This window comes from Dolichospermum sp. UHCC 0259 (genome assembly GCF_009711935.1).
Taxonomy (GTDB): domain Bacteria; phylum Cyanobacteriota; class Cyanobacteriia; order Cyanobacteriales; family Nostocaceae; genus Dolichospermum.
Window position 1 is genome coordinate 20,892 of record NZ_VIKX01000326.1, and the last position, 19,231, is coordinate 40,122.

At 37.7% G+C, this 19,231-nt stretch carries 19 protein-coding genes and 1 CRISPR repeat array; of the genes, 11 read left to right on the plus strand and 8 right to left on the minus strand.

Features of this window, described 5'->3' with window-relative positions; genetic code table 11:
- Positions 1–11: 11 nt before the first annotated feature.
- From glcD to FJR05_RS26085, 4 genes are all read left to right on the plus strand, one after another.
- Complete coding sequence (gene glcD, locus FJR05_RS26070; RefSeq protein WP_168646789.1) at positions 12–1,481, plus strand: glycolate oxidase subunit GlcD; 1,470 nt, start codon at positions 12–14, stop codon at positions 1,479–1,481.
- A 135-nt stretch (positions 1,482–1,616) separates the two neighbouring features.
- Positions 1,617–2,321 (plus strand): hypothetical protein, encoded by a 705-nt coding sequence (locus FJR05_RS26075; protein WP_168646790.1) that lies wholly within the window; start codon positions 1,617–1,619, stop codon positions 2,319–2,321.
- Positions 2,322–2,514: 193 nt separating this feature from the next.
- The gene (locus FJR05_RS26080; protein WP_168646791.1) at positions 2,515–3,756 is read left to right on the plus strand and encodes a glycoside hydrolase family 10 protein; all 1,242 of its coding nucleotides are present in this window, start codon (positions 2,515–2,517) and stop codon (positions 3,754–3,756) included.
- Positions 3,756–4,367 (plus strand): hypothetical protein, encoded by a 612-nt coding sequence (locus tag FJR05_RS26085; RefSeq protein ID WP_168646792.1) that lies wholly within the window; start codon positions 3,756–3,758, stop codon positions 4,365–4,367. The genes FJR05_RS26080 and FJR05_RS26085 overlap by 1 nt, the downstream gene beginning before the upstream one ends.
- 172 nt (positions 4,368–4,539) lie before the next feature.
- Here FJR05_RS26085 and FJR05_RS26090 read toward each other — a convergent pair whose 3' ends face one another.
- The 3 genes from FJR05_RS26090 to hemE all read right to left on the minus strand — a co-directional run bounded on the left by FJR05_RS26090 (position 4,540) and on the right by hemE (position 8,864).
- Complete coding sequence (locus FJR05_RS26090) at positions 4,540–5,496, minus strand: NAD(P)-dependent oxidoreductase (RefSeq protein ID WP_168646793.1); 957 nt, start codon at positions 5,494–5,496, stop codon at positions 4,540–4,542.
- A gap of 358 nt (positions 5,497–5,854) precedes the next feature.
- Positions 5,855–6,697, minus strand: a complete 843-nt coding sequence (locus tag FJR05_RS26095) for a GNAT family N-acetyltransferase (protein WP_168646794.1) — start codon at positions 6,695–6,697, stop codon at positions 5,855–5,857.
- A 100-nt stretch (positions 6,698–6,797) separates the two neighbouring features.
- Positions 6,798–7,491: direct repeats of the CRISPR family, unit length 36 nt; unit sequence GTTTCCATCCCCTTGCGGGGAAGTTGGTTTGTAAAG.
- Between the two features lie 320 nt (positions 7,492–7,811).
- Entirely contained in the window at positions 7,812–8,864 is a 1,053-nt protein-coding gene (hemE, locus tag FJR05_RS26100; RefSeq protein ID WP_168646795.1) for a uroporphyrinogen decarboxylase, read from the minus strand.
- 164 nt (positions 8,865–9,028) lie between these two features.
- Between hemE and FJR05_RS27745 the strand changes: the two genes are divergently transcribed.
- Positions 9,029–9,151 carry a hypothetical protein gene (locus tag FJR05_RS27745; RefSeq protein WP_256376216.1) on the plus strand — a complete coding sequence of 41 codons (123 nt, stop codon included), beginning with the start codon at positions 9,029–9,031 and terminating at the stop codon, positions 9,149–9,151.
- A 257-nt stretch (positions 9,152–9,408) separates the two neighbouring features.
- Here FJR05_RS27745 and corA read toward each other — a convergent pair whose 3' ends face one another.
- Entirely contained in the window at positions 9,409–10,560 is a 1,152-nt protein-coding gene (gene corA / locus FJR05_RS26105) for a magnesium/cobalt transporter CorA (RefSeq protein WP_168646796.1), read from the minus strand.
- 197 nt (positions 10,561–10,757) lie between these two features.
- Between corA and FJR05_RS26110 the strand changes: the two genes are divergently transcribed.
- The 4 genes from FJR05_RS26110 to FJR05_RS26125 are packed head-to-tail and all read left to right on the plus strand — an operon-like array spanning position 10,758 to position 13,372.
- Positions 10,758–10,934 (plus strand): hypothetical protein, encoded by a 177-nt coding sequence (locus FJR05_RS26110; protein ID WP_168646797.1) that lies wholly within the window; start codon positions 10,758–10,760, stop codon positions 10,932–10,934.
- The gene (locus tag FJR05_RS26115) at positions 10,871–11,245 is read left to right on the plus strand and encodes a hypothetical protein (protein WP_168646798.1); all 375 of its coding nucleotides are present in this window, start codon (positions 10,871–10,873) and stop codon (positions 11,243–11,245) included. Before FJR05_RS26110 ends, FJR05_RS26115 begins: the two co-directional genes overlap by 64 nt.
- Before the next feature lie 29 nt (positions 11,246–11,274).
- Positions 11,275–12,081, plus strand: coding sequence for an SDR family oxidoreductase (locus FJR05_RS26120; protein ID WP_168646799.1), 807 nt, complete (start codon positions 11,275–11,277; stop codon positions 12,079–12,081).
- 19 nt (positions 12,082–12,100) lie between these two features.
- Positions 12,101–13,372 (plus strand): hypothetical protein, encoded by a 1,272-nt coding sequence (locus tag FJR05_RS26125; RefSeq protein ID WP_168646800.1) that lies wholly within the window; start codon positions 12,101–12,103, stop codon positions 13,370–13,372.
- Between the two features lie 133 nt (positions 13,373–13,505).
- Here the strand turns inward: FJR05_RS26125 and FJR05_RS26130 are convergent, their stop codons facing one another.
- Entirely contained in the window at positions 13,506–13,961 is a 456-nt protein-coding gene (locus tag FJR05_RS26130) for a cupin domain-containing protein (protein ID WP_168646801.1), read from the minus strand.
- A 60-nt stretch (positions 13,962–14,021) separates the two neighbouring features.
- Entirely contained in the window at positions 14,022–14,792 is a 771-nt protein-coding gene (locus tag FJR05_RS26135) for a cysteine hydrolase family protein (RefSeq protein ID WP_168646802.1), read from the minus strand.
- 82 nt (positions 14,793–14,874) lie between these two features.
- Here FJR05_RS26135 and FJR05_RS26140 point away from each other — a divergent pair, with 82 nt between their 5' ends.
- On the plus strand, positions 14,875–16,275 hold the full coding sequence (locus FJR05_RS26140) for an amidohydrolase (RefSeq protein WP_168646803.1): 1,401 nt from the start codon (positions 14,875–14,877) through the stop codon (positions 16,273–16,275).
- 95 nt (positions 16,276–16,370) lie between these two features.
- Here FJR05_RS26140 and FJR05_RS26145 read toward each other — a convergent pair whose 3' ends face one another.
- Positions 16,371–16,826: a BON domain-containing protein gene (locus tag FJR05_RS26145; RefSeq protein WP_168646804.1), complete on the minus strand. Its 456-nt coding sequence runs from the start codon at positions 16,824–16,826 to the stop codon at positions 16,371–16,373.
- Between the two features lie 250 nt (positions 16,827–17,076).
- Positions 17,077–17,232 carry a hypothetical protein gene (locus FJR05_RS26150; protein ID WP_168646805.1) on the minus strand — a complete coding sequence of 52 codons (156 nt, stop codon included), beginning with the start codon at positions 17,230–17,232 and terminating at the stop codon, positions 17,077–17,079.
- Between the two features lie 138 nt (positions 17,233–17,370).
- Between FJR05_RS26150 and FJR05_RS26155 the strand changes: the two genes are divergently transcribed.
- On the plus strand, positions 17,371–18,822 hold the full coding sequence (locus FJR05_RS26155; RefSeq protein WP_168646806.1) for a HAMP domain-containing sensor histidine kinase: 1,452 nt from the start codon (positions 17,371–17,373) through the stop codon (positions 18,820–18,822).
- Positions 18,823–19,231: the final 409 nt, after the last annotated feature.

Consider the following 19,231-nt stretch of genomic DNA (forward strand, 5'->3'; position numbering starts at 1 on the left):
TAAAAAAATCTATGCTTACCCAAGATAAAAAACAAATCAACTGGAAACCTATTATCAAAAAATTTGTCGCTGTAGTTGGTGAAAAAGGCGTAGTTCAACGCAAAGAAGAACTTCTCACCTATGAATGCGATGGTTTAACCAGCTATAAACAATGTCCCCCCGTTGCAGTATTACCCAGAACCACAGAACAAGTATCAGAAATTGTCAAAATTTGCAATCAATATTCCGTTCCCTTCATTGCTAGAGGTTCAGGAACAGGTTTATCTGGTGGTGCTTTACCAACGGAAAATTCCGTTTTAATAGTTACTTCCTTAATGCGACAAATCCTCAAAATTGACTTAGAAAATCAACGGGCAGTAGTGCAACCAGGAGTAATTAATAGTTGGGTAACACAAGCAGTTAGCGGTGCTGGTTTTTATTTTGCACCTGACCCTTCTAGTCAAATTATTTGTTCAATTGGTGGCAATATTGCCGAAAATTCAGGAGGAGTCCATTGTTTAAAATATGGTGTGACAACAAATCATGTTTTAGGTTTAAAACTTGTGCTTCCAGATGGGGAAATTGTTGATGTTGGTGGACAAATTCCCGAAACACCAGGTTATGATTTAACAGGCATATTTGTCGGTTCAGAAGGAACATTAGGAATTGCCACAGAAATCACCTTAAAAATTCTCAAAAGTGCCGAATCAATTTGTGTATTACTCGCAGATTTTACCAGTGTAGATGCTGCGGCTGCTACTGTTTCTGATATTATCAGCGCGGGAATTATTCCCGGTGGCATGGAAATGATGGATAATATTAGTATTAATGCTGTAGAAGATGTTGTTGCCACTAATTGTTATCCCCGTGATGCCACAGCTATTTTATTAGTAGAAATTGATGGTTTAGAAGTAGAAGTTTCTGCCAATAAACAGCGAGTTACAGAAATTTGTCAAAAAAATGGGGCGCGAAATGTAACTACTGCCAGTGACCCAGAAACCAGATTAAAATTATGGAAAGGTAGAAAAGCGGCTTTTGCAGCGGCGGGACATATTAGCCCAGATTATTATGTGCAAGATGGGGTAATTCCTCGGACTCAATTACCTTATGTACTCCAAGAAATTGAAAGATTAAGTCATAAATATGGTTATCCCATTGCTAATGTTTTTCATGCTGGAGATGGGAATTTACACCCACTAATTTTATTTGATAATTCTATTCATGGAGAATTAGAAAAAGTCGAAGAATTGGGAGGAGAAATTCTCAGGCTATGTGTAAGAGTAGGTGGAAGTATTTCCGGTGAACATGGTATTGGCGCTGATAAAAAATGCTATATGCCAGATATGTTTAGTGAAGCTGATTTAGAAACCATGCAATGGGTAAGACAGGTATTTAATCCCCAAGGTTTAGCAAATCCTGGCAAGATTTTCCCCACACCTCGCACTTGTGGAGAAGCAGCAAAAGCATCTATTCAACAATTCTCAGGTGTAGAAAGATTTTAAGAAAGGAGGTAGGGGCGCAGGGACTGCGCCCAGCCAGGAGTCAAAATCATTTAGACCCTGAAAAATTTCCTTGGCGATTAGCTCTCTACCTTTTTTGCTAAATTGGGTGTATATCGGTTCAATCTGAAAGAAATCATGCTATTTGATATCAATCAACTTAATAATCTTGACTATGACGAAGCTGAACCCTTGCTATCCGATTACATTAAGGGTGTAGTTGACCAATTTGCCAAGTCTCCCGAAGGAGAAGCTTATGCTCAAGATCACCCTGACTTCGGTAATTGGATTGCCCATTTCACAGAAATGTCCTACGTCTACGAAGGATTTACTCTGTCCAAAATGACTAAGGCAAATGTACAAACTGTAATGGAATTTATTATTCCTCGTAAACTCACACTGACGAATAGATCGGAAGCAGATGATGCTATTTCAGAACTTGTCACTTTTTGGAATTTTTTGAAGCGGGAGTATAACTTTCGTAATGCAGGGCAGATAACAACCTATCTTACCAGTATTGAAGGCAAGTTCACAGACTGGATGTTTGATCCGGCAAAAGGAGGTATGGCAAAAAACTTTATTATGGGTGGGATGCAATCCGGGTTTGACATGACAACTAAGGAAGGAATGGCAGCCTTTCAAATAGCTTATAACCAGAAAATTCTTTCAGAACAACCAAAAAACTCTTTTATGCAGAAACTAGGTAATCTGTTTGCAGGATTTTCCCCTGAAGTAGATATTCCTCCATCAATCCAAAAATCTGCCAAACAAAAGCCGAAGACTAATACAAAAGGATTTGAATCACCGGACAAAGGCAAAAAATCTAAGGGTAAGAAAAAGTAAGAGAATTTTAGAGATTTCCAACTACGAAAAATCTTTAAAAATTTTTACGTATCACTTATGATTCTTAAAGGCACACAAATATTGTGTCTTTTTTACTGCTTTATCAAAAAATATTCAAATCTTTATCTAATCCCGATTATAGAATATAATCTTGTATTTATATGGATATTAGCAATCTAGATTTATTTAACAAATGAATTCTGTATTTCAGCGAGTTTTTGGATATTTTTTGTGTTTGGGATTTGTCATCAGTTTAACAATATTTCCCATTTTTGCAAGTCCTAGTTATACTCAAAATTCAAATTCTTCACCTGTAACTACAGAAATTCGTGGTGTTTGGCTGACTAATGTTGCTAGTGGTGTATTTTATATGCCTTGGGGTATAGAAAGGGCAATAAATCAATTAGCAGCCCTCAATTTTAATACTATTTATCCAGTTGTTTGGAATCGAGGTTACACCTTTTATAAAAGTCCTTTAGCGAAAAAAGTTACAGGTGCAGATAGTCAACCTTTACTGAATTTTATTCATAGGAACAATGATTTTTTAGCCAAAGTAGTTAAATTAGCTAGAAATAAAGATTTGACAATCATTCCTTGGTTTGAATATGGGTTAATGACTCCTCCTGATTCCGCTTTAGCTAAACTACATCCAGATTGGTTAACTATTGGACAAAAGGGTGTAGAATCCATATCGGAAAACTTACTAGAAGATATGGTTAGTGGGGTTTATAAACAAGCTTGGCTAAATCCTTTGCATCCTCAAGTTCAGAATTTTATTCGCGGGTTAATTTTAGAAGTTGTCAGAAATTATAATATAGATGGTATTCAAATTGATGATCATTTTGGAATGCCTGTACAGCTTGGCTATGATGCTTTTACAGTAAAACTTTATCAAAAAGAACATCAAGGAAAAACCCCACCAAGTAATCCTTTTGATCCAGAATGGATGCGCTGGAGGGCTAATAAAATTACTGTATTTATGGCAAGTATATCTAAGTCTGTAAAAGCAATTAAACCCTATGCCAAAATATCTCTTTCTCCAAATTCACAGTATTTTGCTTATAAATACTATTTACAAGATTGGGAAAATTGGGTAAAAAAAGATTTAATAGATGAGTTAATTTTACAGGTATATAGAAGTGAAAAAACCTCTTTTATTACAGAAGTATCCAAACCAACAATAAAATTTGCTATGAAGAAAATTCCTGTAGCTATTGGTATCTCAACCGGAAATTTATTAAAGCCTGTAGAGATTGATCAAGTTAAGGAACAAATAGAAATAGTCCGCCAGCAAAAACTTGCTGGTTTCTCTTTTTTCTATTGGGAAAGTTTATGGGGTTATATTACTCCCGAATCACCTTATCAACGTCGTCGGGTTTTTCTCCAGATGTTTGATACTCAAGCTGTTAGACCATTAAAATTAAAGAAAATATAATGAAATTATCATCTGTTAAATTTGATTTAATAATTTTAAACTTTACGTTGAAATGGGTTTTTGTGACTTTTTTGGGTTTTTTATTGAGTTTATTAATAATCGAAATTAGTGAAAAACCAGATATGAGTGTTTTGGAAGCTGCTATCGGGAGTTTAACAATTTCTATCCCCCAAAGTTATCTGCTTAGACGAACTGTTTCTCCTGGACAATGGGTACTATCTACTCTTTTTTCCTGGGTAATTATTGCGGCAATTGGTGTTGGTGTTTTGGGTTGGACTGTGACTACTTCTGCGTTTCTACCCGCGCGAATTTTTTTAGGCATTATTGTTGGTGGTATTGGTGGTTTATTCATTGGTGTATCCCAATGGTGGTTAGCTATTCCTCCATCATTTTCTTCAGCATGGAAATGGGTATTTGTCAATGTTATAAGTTGGATGATTGCTATACCCATTGGTTCAACTGTCGGCTTATTGTTGCACAGAATTACTAATTTATTTTTAGGGGAAGTGGTGGGATTGGCTATTACCTGGTTATTAGTGGCAACATTAACAGGAATCTCTGCGGTGAGAATTATTAACCCTACATTCCGTAGATGTGACCCAGATGATTAATATTTTTAGATCCCCCTAAATCCCCCTTAAAAAGGGGGACTTTGACTCTTTGACTCTATTTCCCCCCTTAAAAAGGGGGGTTAGGGGGGATCTGTAAGTGCCTAAAATCACAACCTAAAACTTTTCAAACAACCTCTTAGCGTCTACCTACTTACATGAAAATGGCTGGGGTCTAAAATCCCGCTTTCACACCGCTAATTTTCAAAACATCAGTCATTGTGGCACAGTAATTTGGTAAATTGAAACTGCTAGGATTAATAGCATTAGCATAGCTAAAATGACGATAATTCATACAGAATCTATCCCAAGCTGCCATTTGAATACGGAATACAGCGATAATCACATTGGCTAAACCTAAAGATATAGGAATACGGAAATAAATCTTTTTACGGAAATAAGCACAAACTTCTTCAATTGCTTGATTTGCAGTTAGGGAAGATTGTCCTAACACAAATCGGCGGGGATCTCCCTGTTGTGGTGGATAATCAATTAAATATTGGACAACTGTGGCAATATCTTGACCATGAATAAAATGAAAACTGCCATCTGCTTGTAAAAAACGAATCAAATTAATATAGTTAGTAACTTCAGGAATACCAGATGTGAGATGAGAGTAGGGTTTTTTGTCATCACCACCTAATACTAAGGTAGGAAAAACTGTGGTAATTTTGGGAAAAATTGCTAATTTTTCAATTTGATGTAAACAATCATATTTAGAACGGATATAATCTGTACCGATTTCTCCCGCTTCTTTGAGTGGTTTGTTTTCGTTATTTAAAACACTGGCTGTGGAAAAATAAATTACCTGTTCACATCTTTCGGGATTTAGCAGGTTCATTAATTCTAGAGTTTTGAAGACATTAATATCAAATATGCCCTCACCACCCCAAGAAGTGGCTGTTAATACGGCGATATCAATGGTTTTGAGTAAATTAGAGAATTTACCAATTTCTTGCATATCACCCTGGAGAATGGTGATTCCAGGGCGGACTGTGGTATCAACTTGGAGTTTATTGGGGTTTCTAACTAGTAAATATAATTCGTGATTGGTGTTTTGAATTAAGGCTTCGCTGATATAGTGACCGATACAGCCACTTGCACCTGTAACTAAAATACGTTTTTTGGTCATGGATTTGGCAGTTTTGGTTGCTATTTGGGGATGAGAGCAGCAATTCTCATTTTGAAAAGAATAAAATAAGGTTAGAATCACGGATTAGACGGATTGCACTGATTTCACGGATTTTAGTAACTTTTATCATCGCAAACAGCCTAATCCGTGCCATCTTTTAATCCGTATAATCCGTGATTCAGACTTTTGAGCGATGAAACCTTAAAATGAGAATTGCTGGGATGAGAGAGGTTTTATAAATTAAATATTAATCCAATTTCAGGCAATTATATCTCGTTCCTAGTCTCTACCTCTAATCTCATTGAAGGCAGAGCCTTCTAGTCCACATTCCCAGTCAGAGACTGGGAACGAGATGATTTTAGCCGACTTCTAGACTTGTGACTCCAAAGATGCGGTTCATGGGTAAGTCTGGAGCGCCTTTAGTGTACATCCGGGCGGCTTCAAATCCTGGCTGCATTTTGTGACGTTGTACTAAGGCTAGAGCTTGTGGGTTAATATCGGGAATATCAATAAATACTGAAGAATTAATACCTTTGGTTAATAATGCTTGTAGTATTTTCTCTGCAATCTCTTCATTGTCGGCAAATAGGGGACCAATTCTGTAACCTGATTGGCTGCGGCGAATGACTCCGTAACCTGTTAAATGTCCATCGTTGAGAATACCACAGGCGGCACTGTTGGGTAAATGCAACCAATTTTGCAGGAATTTCCTTCTTTGGGCGGGGAAAAATTGCCGGTCATAGGCGACTAATTCCTCAAAGGGAACTGTGTCTAGGAGGACGATATCAGGGGGTATTATACCACCGCCTGTTTTTTGGTAGCGAATATGTTTATAGGCGATGTGGAAACCGGACTTTTTGTAGTTGTCTTGTTGGGCTATGACTCCATCTAAACCGATGTTGCGGTTAGTACCCAGATAGTCCATTGCTGCTTGCCAAAGTTGGATGCCGAAACCACGTCCGCGATACTCTGGTTGGACGATGTAAAAACCTATAAATCCGAAGTGTTCATCGTAAGCAACAGCGGAAATACACCCAATTGGTTCACCGTTTAATTCGCCCAATAAGAAGCCCTGGGGGTCGGTTTGATAATAAGAATCGGCATCATAAATGCCTGGATTCCAACCTTCTATGGCTGCCCATTTAATGGCTAAAGCCACTTCTGGCCTGTTCATGGGGCGAATTTTTAGGGTGTCTTTCATAACTGCTAATTTTATGAATCGGTAAGTAGGTGTTAAAAATTGTCGTTATGGCAAGGTATGGAAAGAAAAATAGCATAGCATAATTCAGAGAATTTCACTTGTTTCCATCCCCTTGCGGGGAAGTTGGTTTGGAAAGTCAAATCTTACTCTTTGAAGGTTAATGGAACTAGAAGGTTTCCATCCCCTTGCGGGGAAGTTGGTTTGTAAAGTACATACAGACAACCCAAGGTTCGTCTGTTACCAATGTTTCCATCCCCTTGCGGGGAAGTTGGTTTGTAAAGCCAAAGTGATAATTTCTATTCCAATCTCCGAGCAGGGTTTCCATCTCCTTGCGGGGAAGTTGGTTTGTAAAGAAGAATTGTATTTTTGTATCCTTTATTTTTTCTGAAGTTTCCATCCCCTTGCGGGGAAGTTGGTTTGTAAAGTCAAAAACGTACGGAAGAGGCATTAGAAGACTTACAGTTTCCATCCCCTTGCGGGGAAGTTGGTTTGTAAAGTTTTCAAACCCGTTCAATTTGACCCGTTCAATAGAGCGTTTCCATCCCCTTGCGGGGAAGTTGGTTTGTAAAGCAACAAGCCTTGCAACCTTTCCTTGAGGCTGATAAAAAGTTTCCATCCCCTTGCGGGGAAGTTGGTTTGTAAAGTAGAAAAAAGAAAAGAAATTTCAGAAGACCAAGCACAAAAGTTTCCATCCCCTTGCGGGGAAGTTGGTTTGTAAAGTTACTGCGAAAGAACAAGTTCTTGAACAAACTCAATCGGTTTCCATCCCCTTGCGGGGAAGTTGGTTTGTAAAGAGTTCACCTCTGGAAGCCTTACTGGATAAGGGTTTCAGATACCCATTTCGACACACCTCAGAAAAATGGAAAAATTTTCTTACAAAATGGCGGATTTTGTCGGCTGAAACCTTTGGTGCGTAAGACTTCGACACACCTCAACGAGATTATAGGGTTTTCAAGGTTCGGGGGAGGTGTGTCGAAAAAATTCAACTTACCGATCTAATTCTATTACTTAACAACGAAAATAGTCAAGAGTTTTTTCAGATAAATTCGATTTATGGAATCAGGAGATTAAATATTTTCAATAGGGAAAAGATACCTTATCCCTACTGAACTTACTAAACCAAAGCGTTGAGGTTTTTGGCGGTTTCAAAGAAGAAAGCAACGTTTTCTTCTGGTGTTTCTGGGAGGACACCATGTCCAAGGTTGAGGATGTGTCCCCAGTTACCGGCTTTGCGAACGGTGTCCAATACGCGATCGCGGATAAATGCCTTAGAACCAAACAATACACCTGGATCAAGATTACCCTGTACTTTGACGTGCTTACCTAATCTAGCTCTGGCATCTGCCATATCTACTGCCCAGTCTACAGTAATGATATCTGCACCGGAAGCTGGCATTCTTTCCAAAAGTCCCGCACTACCTGTCACTAACAAAATTAATGGTGTGTCAGGATGAGTTTGTTTGACTTTCTCGAACACCATTTTTTGATAAGGTAGGGCAAAGGTATCATAATCTTGAGGGCTTAATTGTCCTGCCCAAGAATCGAACATTTGTACCACTTGAGCGCCACAATCAATTTGATAGCGGACATAATCAGCAATAGAATCTGCTAATTTTGTGAGTAGCTGATGGAGAATTGTCGGATCTGAGAAGGCCATGTTTTTGATGATGGAATAGGTTTTAGAACCCTTACCTTCCACCGCATAAGCTGCTAATGTCCAAGGTGCGCCAACAAAGCCTAACACCGTTGATTGATTACCTACTTCCTGCCGTAATGCTTGCAAAATCGTTTTGATAAACGGCAGTGCTGATTCTGGATCTAAGGAATGCAGTTGATCAACTTGTTCTTTAGTGCGTATGGGCGAATAAATAATCGGTCCCTTTCCTTCCGCAATATCCATGTCAATCCCCATTCCTGGTAAGGGGGTGACAATATCGGAAAACAAAATTACTCCATCGGGTTGGAACGCTCTCCAGGGTTGGAGGGAAACTTCGATCGCTACTTCGGGAATTTCTGAGCGATCGCGGAATGAAGGATATTTGTCCCGCAAATCCCGATATGCTTGCATATAGCGTCCCGCTTGTCGCATCATCCATACAGGAGGACGATCTACTTGTTCACCACGAGCAGCCCGAAGGAGGAGAGGAGCCGTTAAGGAAACACCCATTTAACACTTCGTCCTAAGTCACTTTTATATTTCACCATTTAGCTTACCATCCTCAGATTCCTCTTGATCTACCTATCTATACAGGTCTTAAGGTTGCTTGACTTAACTTAACAAAACGTTATGGGTTTCTTTTTTGAGAAAAATATCTTGATATTTTAGCGTAAATGTGTATATCAAAAATTGTAAAAGGAGTCAGGAGTCAGGAGTCAGGAGTCAGGAAGAAGAAAGAAGAAGGAGTTAGATTTGTTCACGAAACTTTACGAAGCATCTTTTTCACCCATTTTTAAGCGATAATAGAAATATAAAAAAATGGAGTTGAGAAAAAAGACTCCTTTTGTTAAATAACTAGTCAACTGCTAGTAAGTAGAGGTGGAATATGACAACCCAAAATTTGCTCATCCCTCATGCTTATACCTATCTGCTCGTAAAAATTAGCGTCCTAGTTTTAGCATTGTTGCTGTGGTTTGTGTTTACAGCCGCACCCGTTATTTAATTGCATTTAAAACTTAGAGATGTTGAAGAAAACGTCTCTATTTTATGGACATTAGCGATGAATATCTTTTTGAAAATCAACAGAATTAGTCAGCCAACCCCGTCGCCAAAAAAAGTATATCAGACTAATAGCAATTAACGCCATTACGCCTAAACATAGGGGATAACCCCAATACCAATTTAATTCTGGCATATTGTGGGGTGATTTTTCGGTATTGAAATTCATCCCATATACCCCAGCAATAAAAGTCAAAGGAATAAAAATAGAAGAAACCACCGTTAACATCTTCATAATTTCATTCATTTTATTACTAATTGCTGATAAATACACATCCATTAAACCAGCTACTAATTCTCGATAAGTTTCTACTATATCCATGACTTGAACTGCATGATCATAACAATCTCGCAGATATATTCTCACATCATCACTAATTAATTCACTTCCATCTCTAATTAAAGAATTAATTGCATCTCTTTGTGGCCAAATTGCGCGACGTAGTTGTAATAATTCTCGCCGAATTTGATATATTTTTTGTAATGTTTTCTGACTAGGATTAACAATTACTTCCTCTTCTAAATCATCAATTCTTTCTCCATACAGTTCTAAAACTGGGAAAAATCCATCAATAATTGCGTCTAATAAAGAATAAGCCAAGTAATCACTATTTTGTCTGCGGATAATACCTTTATTTTTATCAATTCTCATCCTCACACCATCAAAACAATCATGTTCCGGTTCTTCCTGAACTGTCAAAACATAATATTTGCCTAAAACTAAACTTACTTGTTCACTATAAAAACTGCCATTATTAGGATTAGGTACAACCATGTGAGCAATAATTACTAATTGTTCTTCATAATCCTCGATTTTTGGTCGTTCTACCATGTTGACAATATCTTCTAAAATTAGAGGATGTAAATCAAAAGTTTGACCTAAACGATGTAAAATATCTTTACTACCTAAACCTTGAACATCTACCCAAGAAACGGATTCTGTATCTAAATAATTAAGACATTCTTCTGGATAACTTATTTGTTTCTGAATAAGTTCAGTTTGGTTATAGTCAATGAGAAAAATAATTGGTTGTTCAGCATTTTCATCAACAATTATTGTTCCTGGTTGAGTTCCTGGTTCGTGATAGAACTCCTTCCCGTGCGACTTCTTCATAGCTTTGGTAGCGCGGCGAATTTTTTTAACCATAAAATTTTACTCTGTAGATAATAGTGATTAAAATTTTAACACATATAATATAATGTCCATAGCTTATAGTATTTATTAATCTAATGAAACACCAATTTATCTGCGTTCATCTGTGTTCATCATCTTCTATCTGCGGTTAATTTTTCCAATTTTACATCACGGAAATGGTAATTTCTCTAGACAAATAAAATAAAAATATGCTTATGCAACCAAATCAGCAAACATTTTGGTTAATTGAACCTGAAGCAAAACCATTGCAGCAGATTATAGGTGGTGGTTTTATCTTACCAGATGGACAAGTGGCGTACCTTTGGTCAGCGCAGCTATCGCTCGAATCTTACCACATTCCAGTCATGCCACCTTTCCATCTCTAGCATCCTTTCAACAACTGCAAAATCAAAGAGGGAGAAAATTAGTATTTGGAGAAAATTCACGAGATAATTATCATCTACAAAGATTTAAACTAGTAAGAGATCAAGATGTAACAGGTATCAGCGGGACTGGTATAGTTGCTATAGGATGTTATTTTCAACTTTTCCATCAAGATATTAGTCAAAATTCTGCTAATATTGCAGTTATGCAATGGTTGAAAGCACCTAAATCCACAGCTTGGTATACTCAAGGATGGGAACAAATTATATTAATTCACGGACATAAAGGTAAAACCAAAATTATTGTAGATTAAATATCCCCTATTCCAGAAATATTCCATTTATGAATACTCGTGAAAATCTCATCCTAGTTGTTGGTTCTACCGGTGGAGTCGGACAACTTGTAGTTAGTAAACTATTAGAAAAATGCTTACCAGTTCGTATTCTCACCAGAGATGCCGAAAAAGCCACAAAAATGTTTAATGACAAAGTAGAAATTGCTGTTGGTGATATCCATGAACCTAGCACATTAACAGCAGCAATGGCAAATATTACCTCTATTATTTGTTGTACAGGAACTACCGCTTTTCCTTCTGCAAGATGGGAATTTGATCAAACCCCTAATATTTTTGAATTGGGAATCGCTGCATTTAATCCCCAATCCCTAGAAGATAAAGCCAAAAATACTCCTACAAAAGTTGATACTCAAGGGGTAATTAATCTTATATCAGCAGCACCAAAAAACTTAAACCGCTTCGTCTTTGTTTCCTCCTGCGGAATTCTGCGTAAACATCAATTTCCCTTTAATATTCTGAATCTTTTTGGTGTACTTGACGCTAAAGAAAAAGGAGAACAAGCCATTATGAATTCGGGAATACCTTATACTATTATTCGTCCCGGACGTTTAACCGATGGACCATATACATCCTATGATCTCAATACCTTACTCAAAGCCACAAGTGGAGGTAAATTAAACATAATTTTTGGAAAAGGAGACACAATTTCCGGTGATACCAGCCGGATTGATGTAGCTGCAACTTGTGTAGAAAGTTTATTTTATCAAAGTTCTGTTAATAAAGTTTTTGAAATAGTCAATCAAGGAAATAGACCGACTATAATTGATTGGCAAAATCTTTTTTCACAATTATAAAAAAGAGAGCAAAAAAAACATGAAATTGAATAACTTTAAAATCCCCCTTCTTTTAATATTTGCTAGTTTCGTCTTTTCACCAGCAGGTTATACTCAAAGTCCCGAATTAAAAACATCTCAACTATCTGAAGAAGTTGCCAAATTACGGACACAAGGACAAACCGGATTACAAATATTTCTCAAATCTCATATAAATAACCTAAAATCTCCACCAGAACCACAAATTAAAACAGCCTTAGATCAATTGTGTCAACAACGAGATTGTTATGCTTCCAAATTATATTGGTATACCGATTTAGAACAAGCCAAAGCAGCCGCTAAAATTAGTGATAAACCAATCCTTTCCTTACGATTATTAGGGAAATTAGATACAGACCTCAGTTGTGCCAACAGTCGTTTTTTTAGAGTAGCATTATATCCCAATGCTGAAATTTCCCAAGAATTAAGAGACAAATTTATCTTACATTGGCAGACAGTCCGTCCCGTTCCCAAAATAACTATTGATTTTGGTGACGGACGCAAATTAGAAAGAACAATTACCGGTAATAGTATTCATTACATTTTAGATAGTTCTGGTCGTCCCATTGATGCCATTCCTGGACTTTATGGACCAAAAGCTTTTCTTAAACAACTCCAGCGAGGGGAAGTTATCGCCAAAACTTTGAATAATCAAAATGGCGAAAAATACAATTTATTATTACAACAATATCATCAGCGCCGTCTTGACGACATTCAAAACCAATGGAGAACAGATTTATCGAAATTGGGTATTCAATCTCCACCTCGTTTAGTAGGAAGTGCCAATAATTCAACATCACCTCCTAGTGCTAGATTAGCAGGTTCTTTAGCAGTTTCTAAAGCAGTAGTTGAAAGACCAATTCTGGATTCTATTCAACCAGAACCAGCAGAAACTTCTTCAGAAATTCTTGATCAAGCAACTTGGAATAGATTAGCTACACTATATCAAAACGATGCTAGACTGGATAAAAATAGTATAACTTTAATTGAGGATAAAAAATTACCAAATACAACAGATAAAAATAATTTATCTAGAGTAATTCGTAATTTTGAAACCGTCATGGCTTTAGATACAGTCAAAAACGAATATCTGCTACACAGACAAATTCATCAATGGTTTTTAGCTGAAAATCAAACATCAAACATTAATCAATTGAATGAAAAAGTTTATGCTGAATTGTTTTTAACTCCCAGTTCTGATCCTTGGCTGGGTTTAGTCAACAATGATACTTATAGTGCAATTGATAATGGTGGTATTGTGGAAAGGAATTAGAGTTGACAATACTTTGTCCATTCTTTGTAGCGACAGTGCAACCCAACAAATGCGTTGGGTTTCCTTGCGTCAACCCAACCTACCATATAATGATTTTTTAGCCTTAACCGAACAGTATTAGAATGAATGTAATCTAAAAAAACTTCAAAGAATCTAATCTTCCCAGAATAGTCATATCTTCAGCATCTAATTCTACGGGAATACCACTGCGAATTAGTTCCGAAAAATCCTCATTAGGGACCATAATTGTTAAGGCATAAAGACGATTTTCACCAGTATTTCTAATTAAATGTGTTCCCGTTGGTGGTACTAATAAACTATCTCCAGCTTTGATATTTACTTTTTTTCCATCACAAATTGCAATGCCCTCTCCTTTGAGGATAAAAAACATTTCTACAGCCCATTGATGCCGATTTGGTGGTGTTTGTCCACCGACATCAAAGATTTCTATGCAACAAGTTAAAGAGGTATTTGCACTTGTAGAATCAAAGATAATTGCTAATCGGTTAGAGTCATGGGGACTAATCCGATATGCTTGATAATCTTTTGGAGATTTGACAACTGGAATGACACAACGAGTAGCGTACATATTTGGTAATGGGTAATGGGTGATTGGTAATGGGTGATTGGTGTTTTTATTCCAATTAAATTAATGATGAATTGCGGTTAAAATTGCCGAAGAATCTGTTACAAAACCGAAACATTGTTGGACATTATATAAAGTTGCTAACCAACAATATTCCGGTGAAGTTGTTGCCGTACAATCCTTGACTAAAATACAGTCATATCCTAAAAAATTGGCATCACACAAAGTTGATAAAACACATTGATCAGCATTTACACCAGCAAATAAGATTGTAGTTATACCCAAATTTCGCAAAATACTGTCCAAAGGTGTATCCCAAAATCCACTCATACGATACTTATCAACCTGGATGTCTTCTGGTAGCTGTTCTAGTTCGTCCACCACAGCAGCAGCCCAACTGCCCTGCATTAGCACCTGAGAACCGTTGCTGGGCAAGGGATCACCTAATCCGACACCTGCCCCTGTGGGATTGTATACGTGCAATAAACCGGCGCTGATATTGAGTAAATCTGGACGATTTCCCCAATTTAGCCAAATTACAGGTATATCAGCAGCCCGCAGTGGTGGTAATAATTGTTGTAGAGGGGCAATTGGTTGACGGGCAGGGGTAACATCTACACCAATGTGTGCTAACCAACCATCAGAATGACAAAAATCGTTTTGCATATCAATGACAATGATAGCAACTTTGGATAAGTCGCAACGCAGGGTTTTAGTTTCTGTTGCTAAAATGGCTGGTTGTGGAGTCTTTTGAGGGCGAGTAATATCTGCAAATGTCTGATTTACTTGCCAGTTATTTGGTGCAAATCCTAATTTCTGAGTGGGTAGGTTCATAAATGCCAATTCTCGATATCGTTTTTTACGTTGTAGCTTAAAATTATGTTAGTGGATCAATTACTTAATTAAGGTTAAAATTATGGAATTTACAATTAAGAATACTTTAATTAGCGTTGCCGATAGTTATGTAACTACAGATGTACAGGTTGTAGATGGTAAAATCACCGCTATTACCCCTAATTTAGAAATAATTGGTACAGAAATTAATGGGGAGAACAAACTGCTGCTTCCTGGTTTTTTTAATGCCCACACCCATTCTTCGGAAATGTGGCAACGAGGAGTAATTCCTCCTTTACCTCTTGAATTATGGTTAGCACATTTATATGATTTCACTCCTTTAAATACAGAACAAGTTTATCTTAGTGCTTTGGGAACAGCAGTTGAAACTTTACTTTCTGGGGGAACAAGTGTAGTAGATCATTTAGTATTAATTCCTGGACAGGAATTAGAAACTATTGCTACAGCCGTCCGTGCTTATCAAGAAGTAGGCATCCGGGCTTTTATTGCCCCTCTCATTCAAGATGAATCTTTGAATATGGGCATACCTAATGGAGAATCACAAGCAAATCATGAACCTTATTTTCGTTCGCTGGGGGAAACTTTAGCCATTATTGAAACTGCGGTAAAACAATTTCATCAACCAGAGGCAGGAATTAGTATTTTAGTTGCCCCGACGGGTATTCAGCTATGCAGTGATGATTTATTTAACGGATGTATTTCATTAAGTAACAAGTATGATATTTGTCGTCATACCCATTTATTAGAAACTAAAGCCCAGGAAAAACTGGCTGAAGAAAAATATGGTTGCAGTGCGGTTCAACATTTACAGGAAATTGGTTTTTTGAACAGTTGCACAACTTTAGCCCATTGTGTATGGTTAAAGGAATCTGATATTAATATTCTTGCCCAAACACAATCTACAGTCGTTCACAATCCTTTAAGTAACCTCCGTTTAGGCAGTGGTATTGCCCCAATTATCAAATACATTCAAGCGGGAGTTAATGTAACGTTTGGTTGTGATGGTGCTTCTAGTAATGACTCCCAAGATTTGTTGGAAGCTATTAAAATTGGTTCGATTTTACATAATCTGACAGAACCAGATTATCAATACTGGATTACACCCCGTCAATCTGTAGAAATGGCATCTTTAGGGGGTGCAAAAGGTTTAAATGTAGAAGATGAACTTGGTTCTCTTACTGTTGGTAAAAAAGCTGATTTAGTTTTATATGATCTCAATAATTTATCATTACTTCCCCGCACAGATCCCATTGGTTTATTAGTTTTAGGTCGTCCGGTTAATGTTGTTAATAGTGCTTGGGTGAATGGTAAGCAAATTATTAGTAATGGAGAAATTACTACAATTAATATTGATGAACTGCGACAAGAAATATTTAACCGAAGTCACTGGGAAACACAGCCTAAATCAGCTAATGTAGATAAATTAGCACCTCGTTATCGGCAAGTTATGGGATTAGATTAATGCCTAAGCAACATAATAGAGGGGGGGGAAACCCCGCCCCTACAGAGCAATTTTATCACCTACCTTGTAGGTGAGAGGGCTATGGAATCAACTAACTAGGGTTTTTTATCGGTCTTTACACTAGCTTCTACCTTGACATTTTTTACGCCAGGTATTGCTTTAATAAGAGTTTCCGCCTGTGTGATTTCTTTTTGAGAAGTTGCTGTTCCTTTGAGGATAATTTCACCGTCTTTGTTGGTTACTTCTAACTTGTTTGCAGGTAAAGCTGCTTTCAGTTTTTTGCTAATTTCGGTTTTTAAGTCGGTTGTGGATTTAGAAGTTGCGGTAGGAGTTGTGGTGGGAGTTGGGGTAGAAGTTGTGGTAGGAGTTGCGGTGGGAGTTGTGGTAGAATTATCTGTGATTCTGGTGGTATCAGAAGCGGGTTGGGCTGGAACAACGGGGGCTGTGGTGCTAGTACCAGTAGTTTCTGAACCTGTTTTTGGTGCTTCTTGACAAGCAACCATGCCAGCTACTAAAACGCTACTAACTAGAAAAGGAATGAGCTTTTTCATGTTGATTTCCAAAGTTGGATACTTGAAGTGATGGATTTTACTGTGAGTGATACCCAGGAGCAAATCTTAAAAAAGAATTAAATTTCTACAACCAAAAGTCATGAACCAAACATCCAGATAACTGACGAAGTGACAACTTTCCAATAACTAATTTAAAACGCTTTTATTGAAAAGAGCCAATTTAATTGTACTCATGGCTATCGAATATTAACGGTTTGATGCTCACAGGTAGCCACTATCTATATATTCTCTATCTTAAAGACTCAGCCGCATCTTTTTTGGGATTGATAATTGGGGACTGGGGACTGGGGACTGGGGACTGGGGGAGTAGGGGGAGTTGGGGAAGTTGGGGAAGTTGGGGAAGTTGGGGGAATATTTCTTCCCAATGACAACTGACAACTGACAAAGAGAGGATATTGCACCTTGAAGGTTCGGTTATACCACTTTCTATCTTGACCCCAATGACGATAATCTCGTGGATGTAGAGTGCAAATGTCTAATATAACCACCATTAGCTGCTGAAGCAATCAAGAGGTTAAAACCTGTGTACCAATGGATTTTGCCGAGTCTTAAGGAAGTTTTATCTGAAAATCAATCTCCTGTCGCTGAGTGTTCTCCAGCTAAGGCGGAACAGCAATGGCGTGTGAGTTTGGCGGCTACGGAGAATTTGCTGTTGAAAACTTTAGCCACGAGTTTATCTGATGATACTCAAGGTTTGGTATTAGCTGCACCTGCACCTTTATTTAGTCACCCCCAAATAACACAACGATTACAAACGGTAACTTTTACAGCTAGACCTTTTAATCCTTTGGCGTTGATGCCATTTATGATGCCGTCAGAAGTGGTGCAGGGTATAAATAATATAGAAAATATAGATACAAATATTTCCCATACTGCTACTTTTCAAGAATCTATTTTACCTTTGTTACCTGCTGATCCTCTGGGTGCGGAACAGTTTTGTTTGATATTTACAGATAAGTTTAGATTGGTTTTGGTTTTGGCGGAAGATGAGAATGGGAAGAAAAAGTTTTTGTTTTCTTTTGAATCAGCGGTTGTCCAAAGGGCTTGGGAATCTATAGGTGCTAGGGTGGTTTTGACTAATCCTGAATTGTTTGCTGAGTTAGATGTTAAGGTACAAAATTATCCTGTTGTTGCCCCAGATTATCAAGTTATAATTCAATTTAGTCAGTTATTACTGCAAGAGTTAACTATTCCGACAGAAAGTAATCCAGTTACGCATACTTCATCATTTGTTTGTTCATCTCCTCTACCGCCAAAGTCTTCATCTCGTTCTGATGTGGAATTGCTTCAAGCCTTTGCCCATGAGGTTCGCACTCCGTTAACGACTATTCGGATGATGACGCGATTATTATTAAAAAGGAAGGATTTACCTGTTAATGTGATCAGTCGTTTGGAGGTTATTGATCATGAATGTACTGAGCAAATTGACCGGATGGAGTTATTATTTAAGGCGGCAGAGTTAGAGAATTTATCACAACCTTCAAAATTTGCTAGTTCCCAATTATCACCGATGTGTTTGGATGAGGTTTTACAACAGAGTATTCCTCGTTGGCAATTGGCAGCAACTCGGCGGAATTTAACTTTAAATGTGGTTTTACCGAAGCAGTTGCCGACGGTGGTTAGTAATCCAGCGATGCTGGATAGGGTACTTACTGGTGTAATTGAGAATTTTACCCGCAGTTTACCTCCTGGTAGTTGTATTCAGGTGCAGGTAATTCCTGCTGGTGATCAGTTAAAGTTGCAATTGTCTCCTCAGTTTGATTGTCATGATCAAAGCTATGGGACAACGCCACCAATTCGCAAGTCGTTGGGTCAATTATTGATGTTTCAGCCGGAAACAGGGGCAATTAGTTTAAATATGGCGGCAACTAAGCATTTGTTTCAAGCAATTGGTGGGAAATTAATTGTGCGTCAACGTCCGCAAAATGGGGAAGTGTTGACTATTTTCTTACCTTTGGAAGTTAGAGGTATCTGAATTTGTCTGTAATACAGCACTTCCCGGTGTTATGAGTTACAATAACCCCTCCCCCTTCGGGTTCACCAGTCGCCTACGGTGGGAAACCCGCCTACAGCGCTGGTTCACCGCAAGCGATGAGGGGGCTGAGATGTACCTGATAAAATCGGAAACTGAAATTTATTTCTGGGCGGGTGTGGAAGTCAAACAAATAAAGCATCTGTAGCTTAATTTGAGACCAATGAGCATTGTGTTTTACCCCTACCGATAGAATCAATCAAACTATTAAGCCGTGTTGAGTATATCAATTCAATTCTTGCTGATAGCTGAATGCTTACCATTTGTCTCAATTTACTGTTATATAGTATAATAACACTAGTGGTCTGTCAAGCAAAAAATTGTGAATTTGAGAGAGAATAGGGGGGCTATT

What these genes read in the sequence shown, in the direction of transcription:
- glcD (WP_168646789.1), top strand. Translation starts at nt 12, where the DNA reads ATGCTTACCCAAGATAAAAAACAAATCAACTGGAAACCTATTATCAAA.
- FJR05_RS26075 (WP_168646790.1), top strand. Translation starts at nt 1,617, where the DNA reads ATGCTATTTGATATCAATCAACTTAATAATCTTGACTATGACGAAGCT.
- FJR05_RS26080 (WP_168646791.1), top strand. Translation starts at nt 2,515, where the DNA reads ATGAATTCTGTATTTCAGCGAGTTTTTGGATATTTTTTGTGTTTGGGA.
- FJR05_RS26085 (WP_168646792.1), top strand. Translation starts at nt 3,756, where the DNA reads ATGAAATTATCATCTGTTAAATTTGATTTAATAATTTTAAACTTTACG.
- FJR05_RS26090 (WP_168646793.1), bottom strand. Translation starts at nt 5,496, where the DNA reads ATGACCAAAAAACGTATTTTAGTTACAGGTGCAAGTGGCTGTATCGGT.
- FJR05_RS26095 (WP_168646794.1), bottom strand. Translation starts at nt 6,697, where the DNA reads ATGAAAGACACCCTAAAAATTCGCCCCATGAACAGGCCAGAAGTGGCT.
- hemE (WP_168646795.1), bottom strand. Translation starts at nt 8,864, where the DNA reads ATGGGTGTTTCCTTAACGGCTCCTCTCCTCCTTCGGGCTGCTCGTGGT.
- FJR05_RS27745 (WP_256376216.1), top strand. Translation starts at nt 9,029, where the DNA reads ATGTGTATATCAAAAATTGTAAAAGGAGTCAGGAGTCAGGAGTCAGGA.
- corA (WP_168646796.1), bottom strand. Translation starts at nt 10,560, where the DNA reads ATGGTTAAAAAAATTCGCCGCGCTACCAAAGCTATGAAGAAGTCGCAC.
- FJR05_RS26110 (WP_168646797.1), top strand. Translation starts at nt 10,758, where the DNA reads ATGCTTATGCAACCAAATCAGCAAACATTTTGGTTAATTGAACCTGAA.
- FJR05_RS26120 (WP_168646799.1), top strand. Translation starts at nt 11,275, where the DNA reads ATGAATACTCGTGAAAATCTCATCCTAGTTGTTGGTTCTACCGGTGGA.
- FJR05_RS26125 (WP_168646800.1), top strand. Translation starts at nt 12,101, where the DNA reads ATGAAATTGAATAACTTTAAAATCCCCCTTCTTTTAATATTTGCTAGT.
- FJR05_RS26130 (WP_168646801.1), bottom strand. Translation starts at nt 13,961, where the DNA reads ATGTACGCTACTCGTTGTGTCATTCCAGTTGTCAAATCTCCAAAAGAT.
- FJR05_RS26135 (WP_168646802.1), bottom strand. Translation starts at nt 14,792, where the DNA reads ATGAACCTACCCACTCAGAAATTAGGATTTGCACCAAATAACTGGCAA.
- FJR05_RS26140 (WP_168646803.1), top strand. Translation starts at nt 14,875, where the DNA reads ATGGAATTTACAATTAAGAATACTTTAATTAGCGTTGCCGATAGTTAT.
- FJR05_RS26145 (WP_168646804.1), bottom strand. Translation starts at nt 16,826, where the DNA reads ATGAAAAAGCTCATTCCTTTTCTAGTTAGTAGCGTTTTAGTAGCTGGC.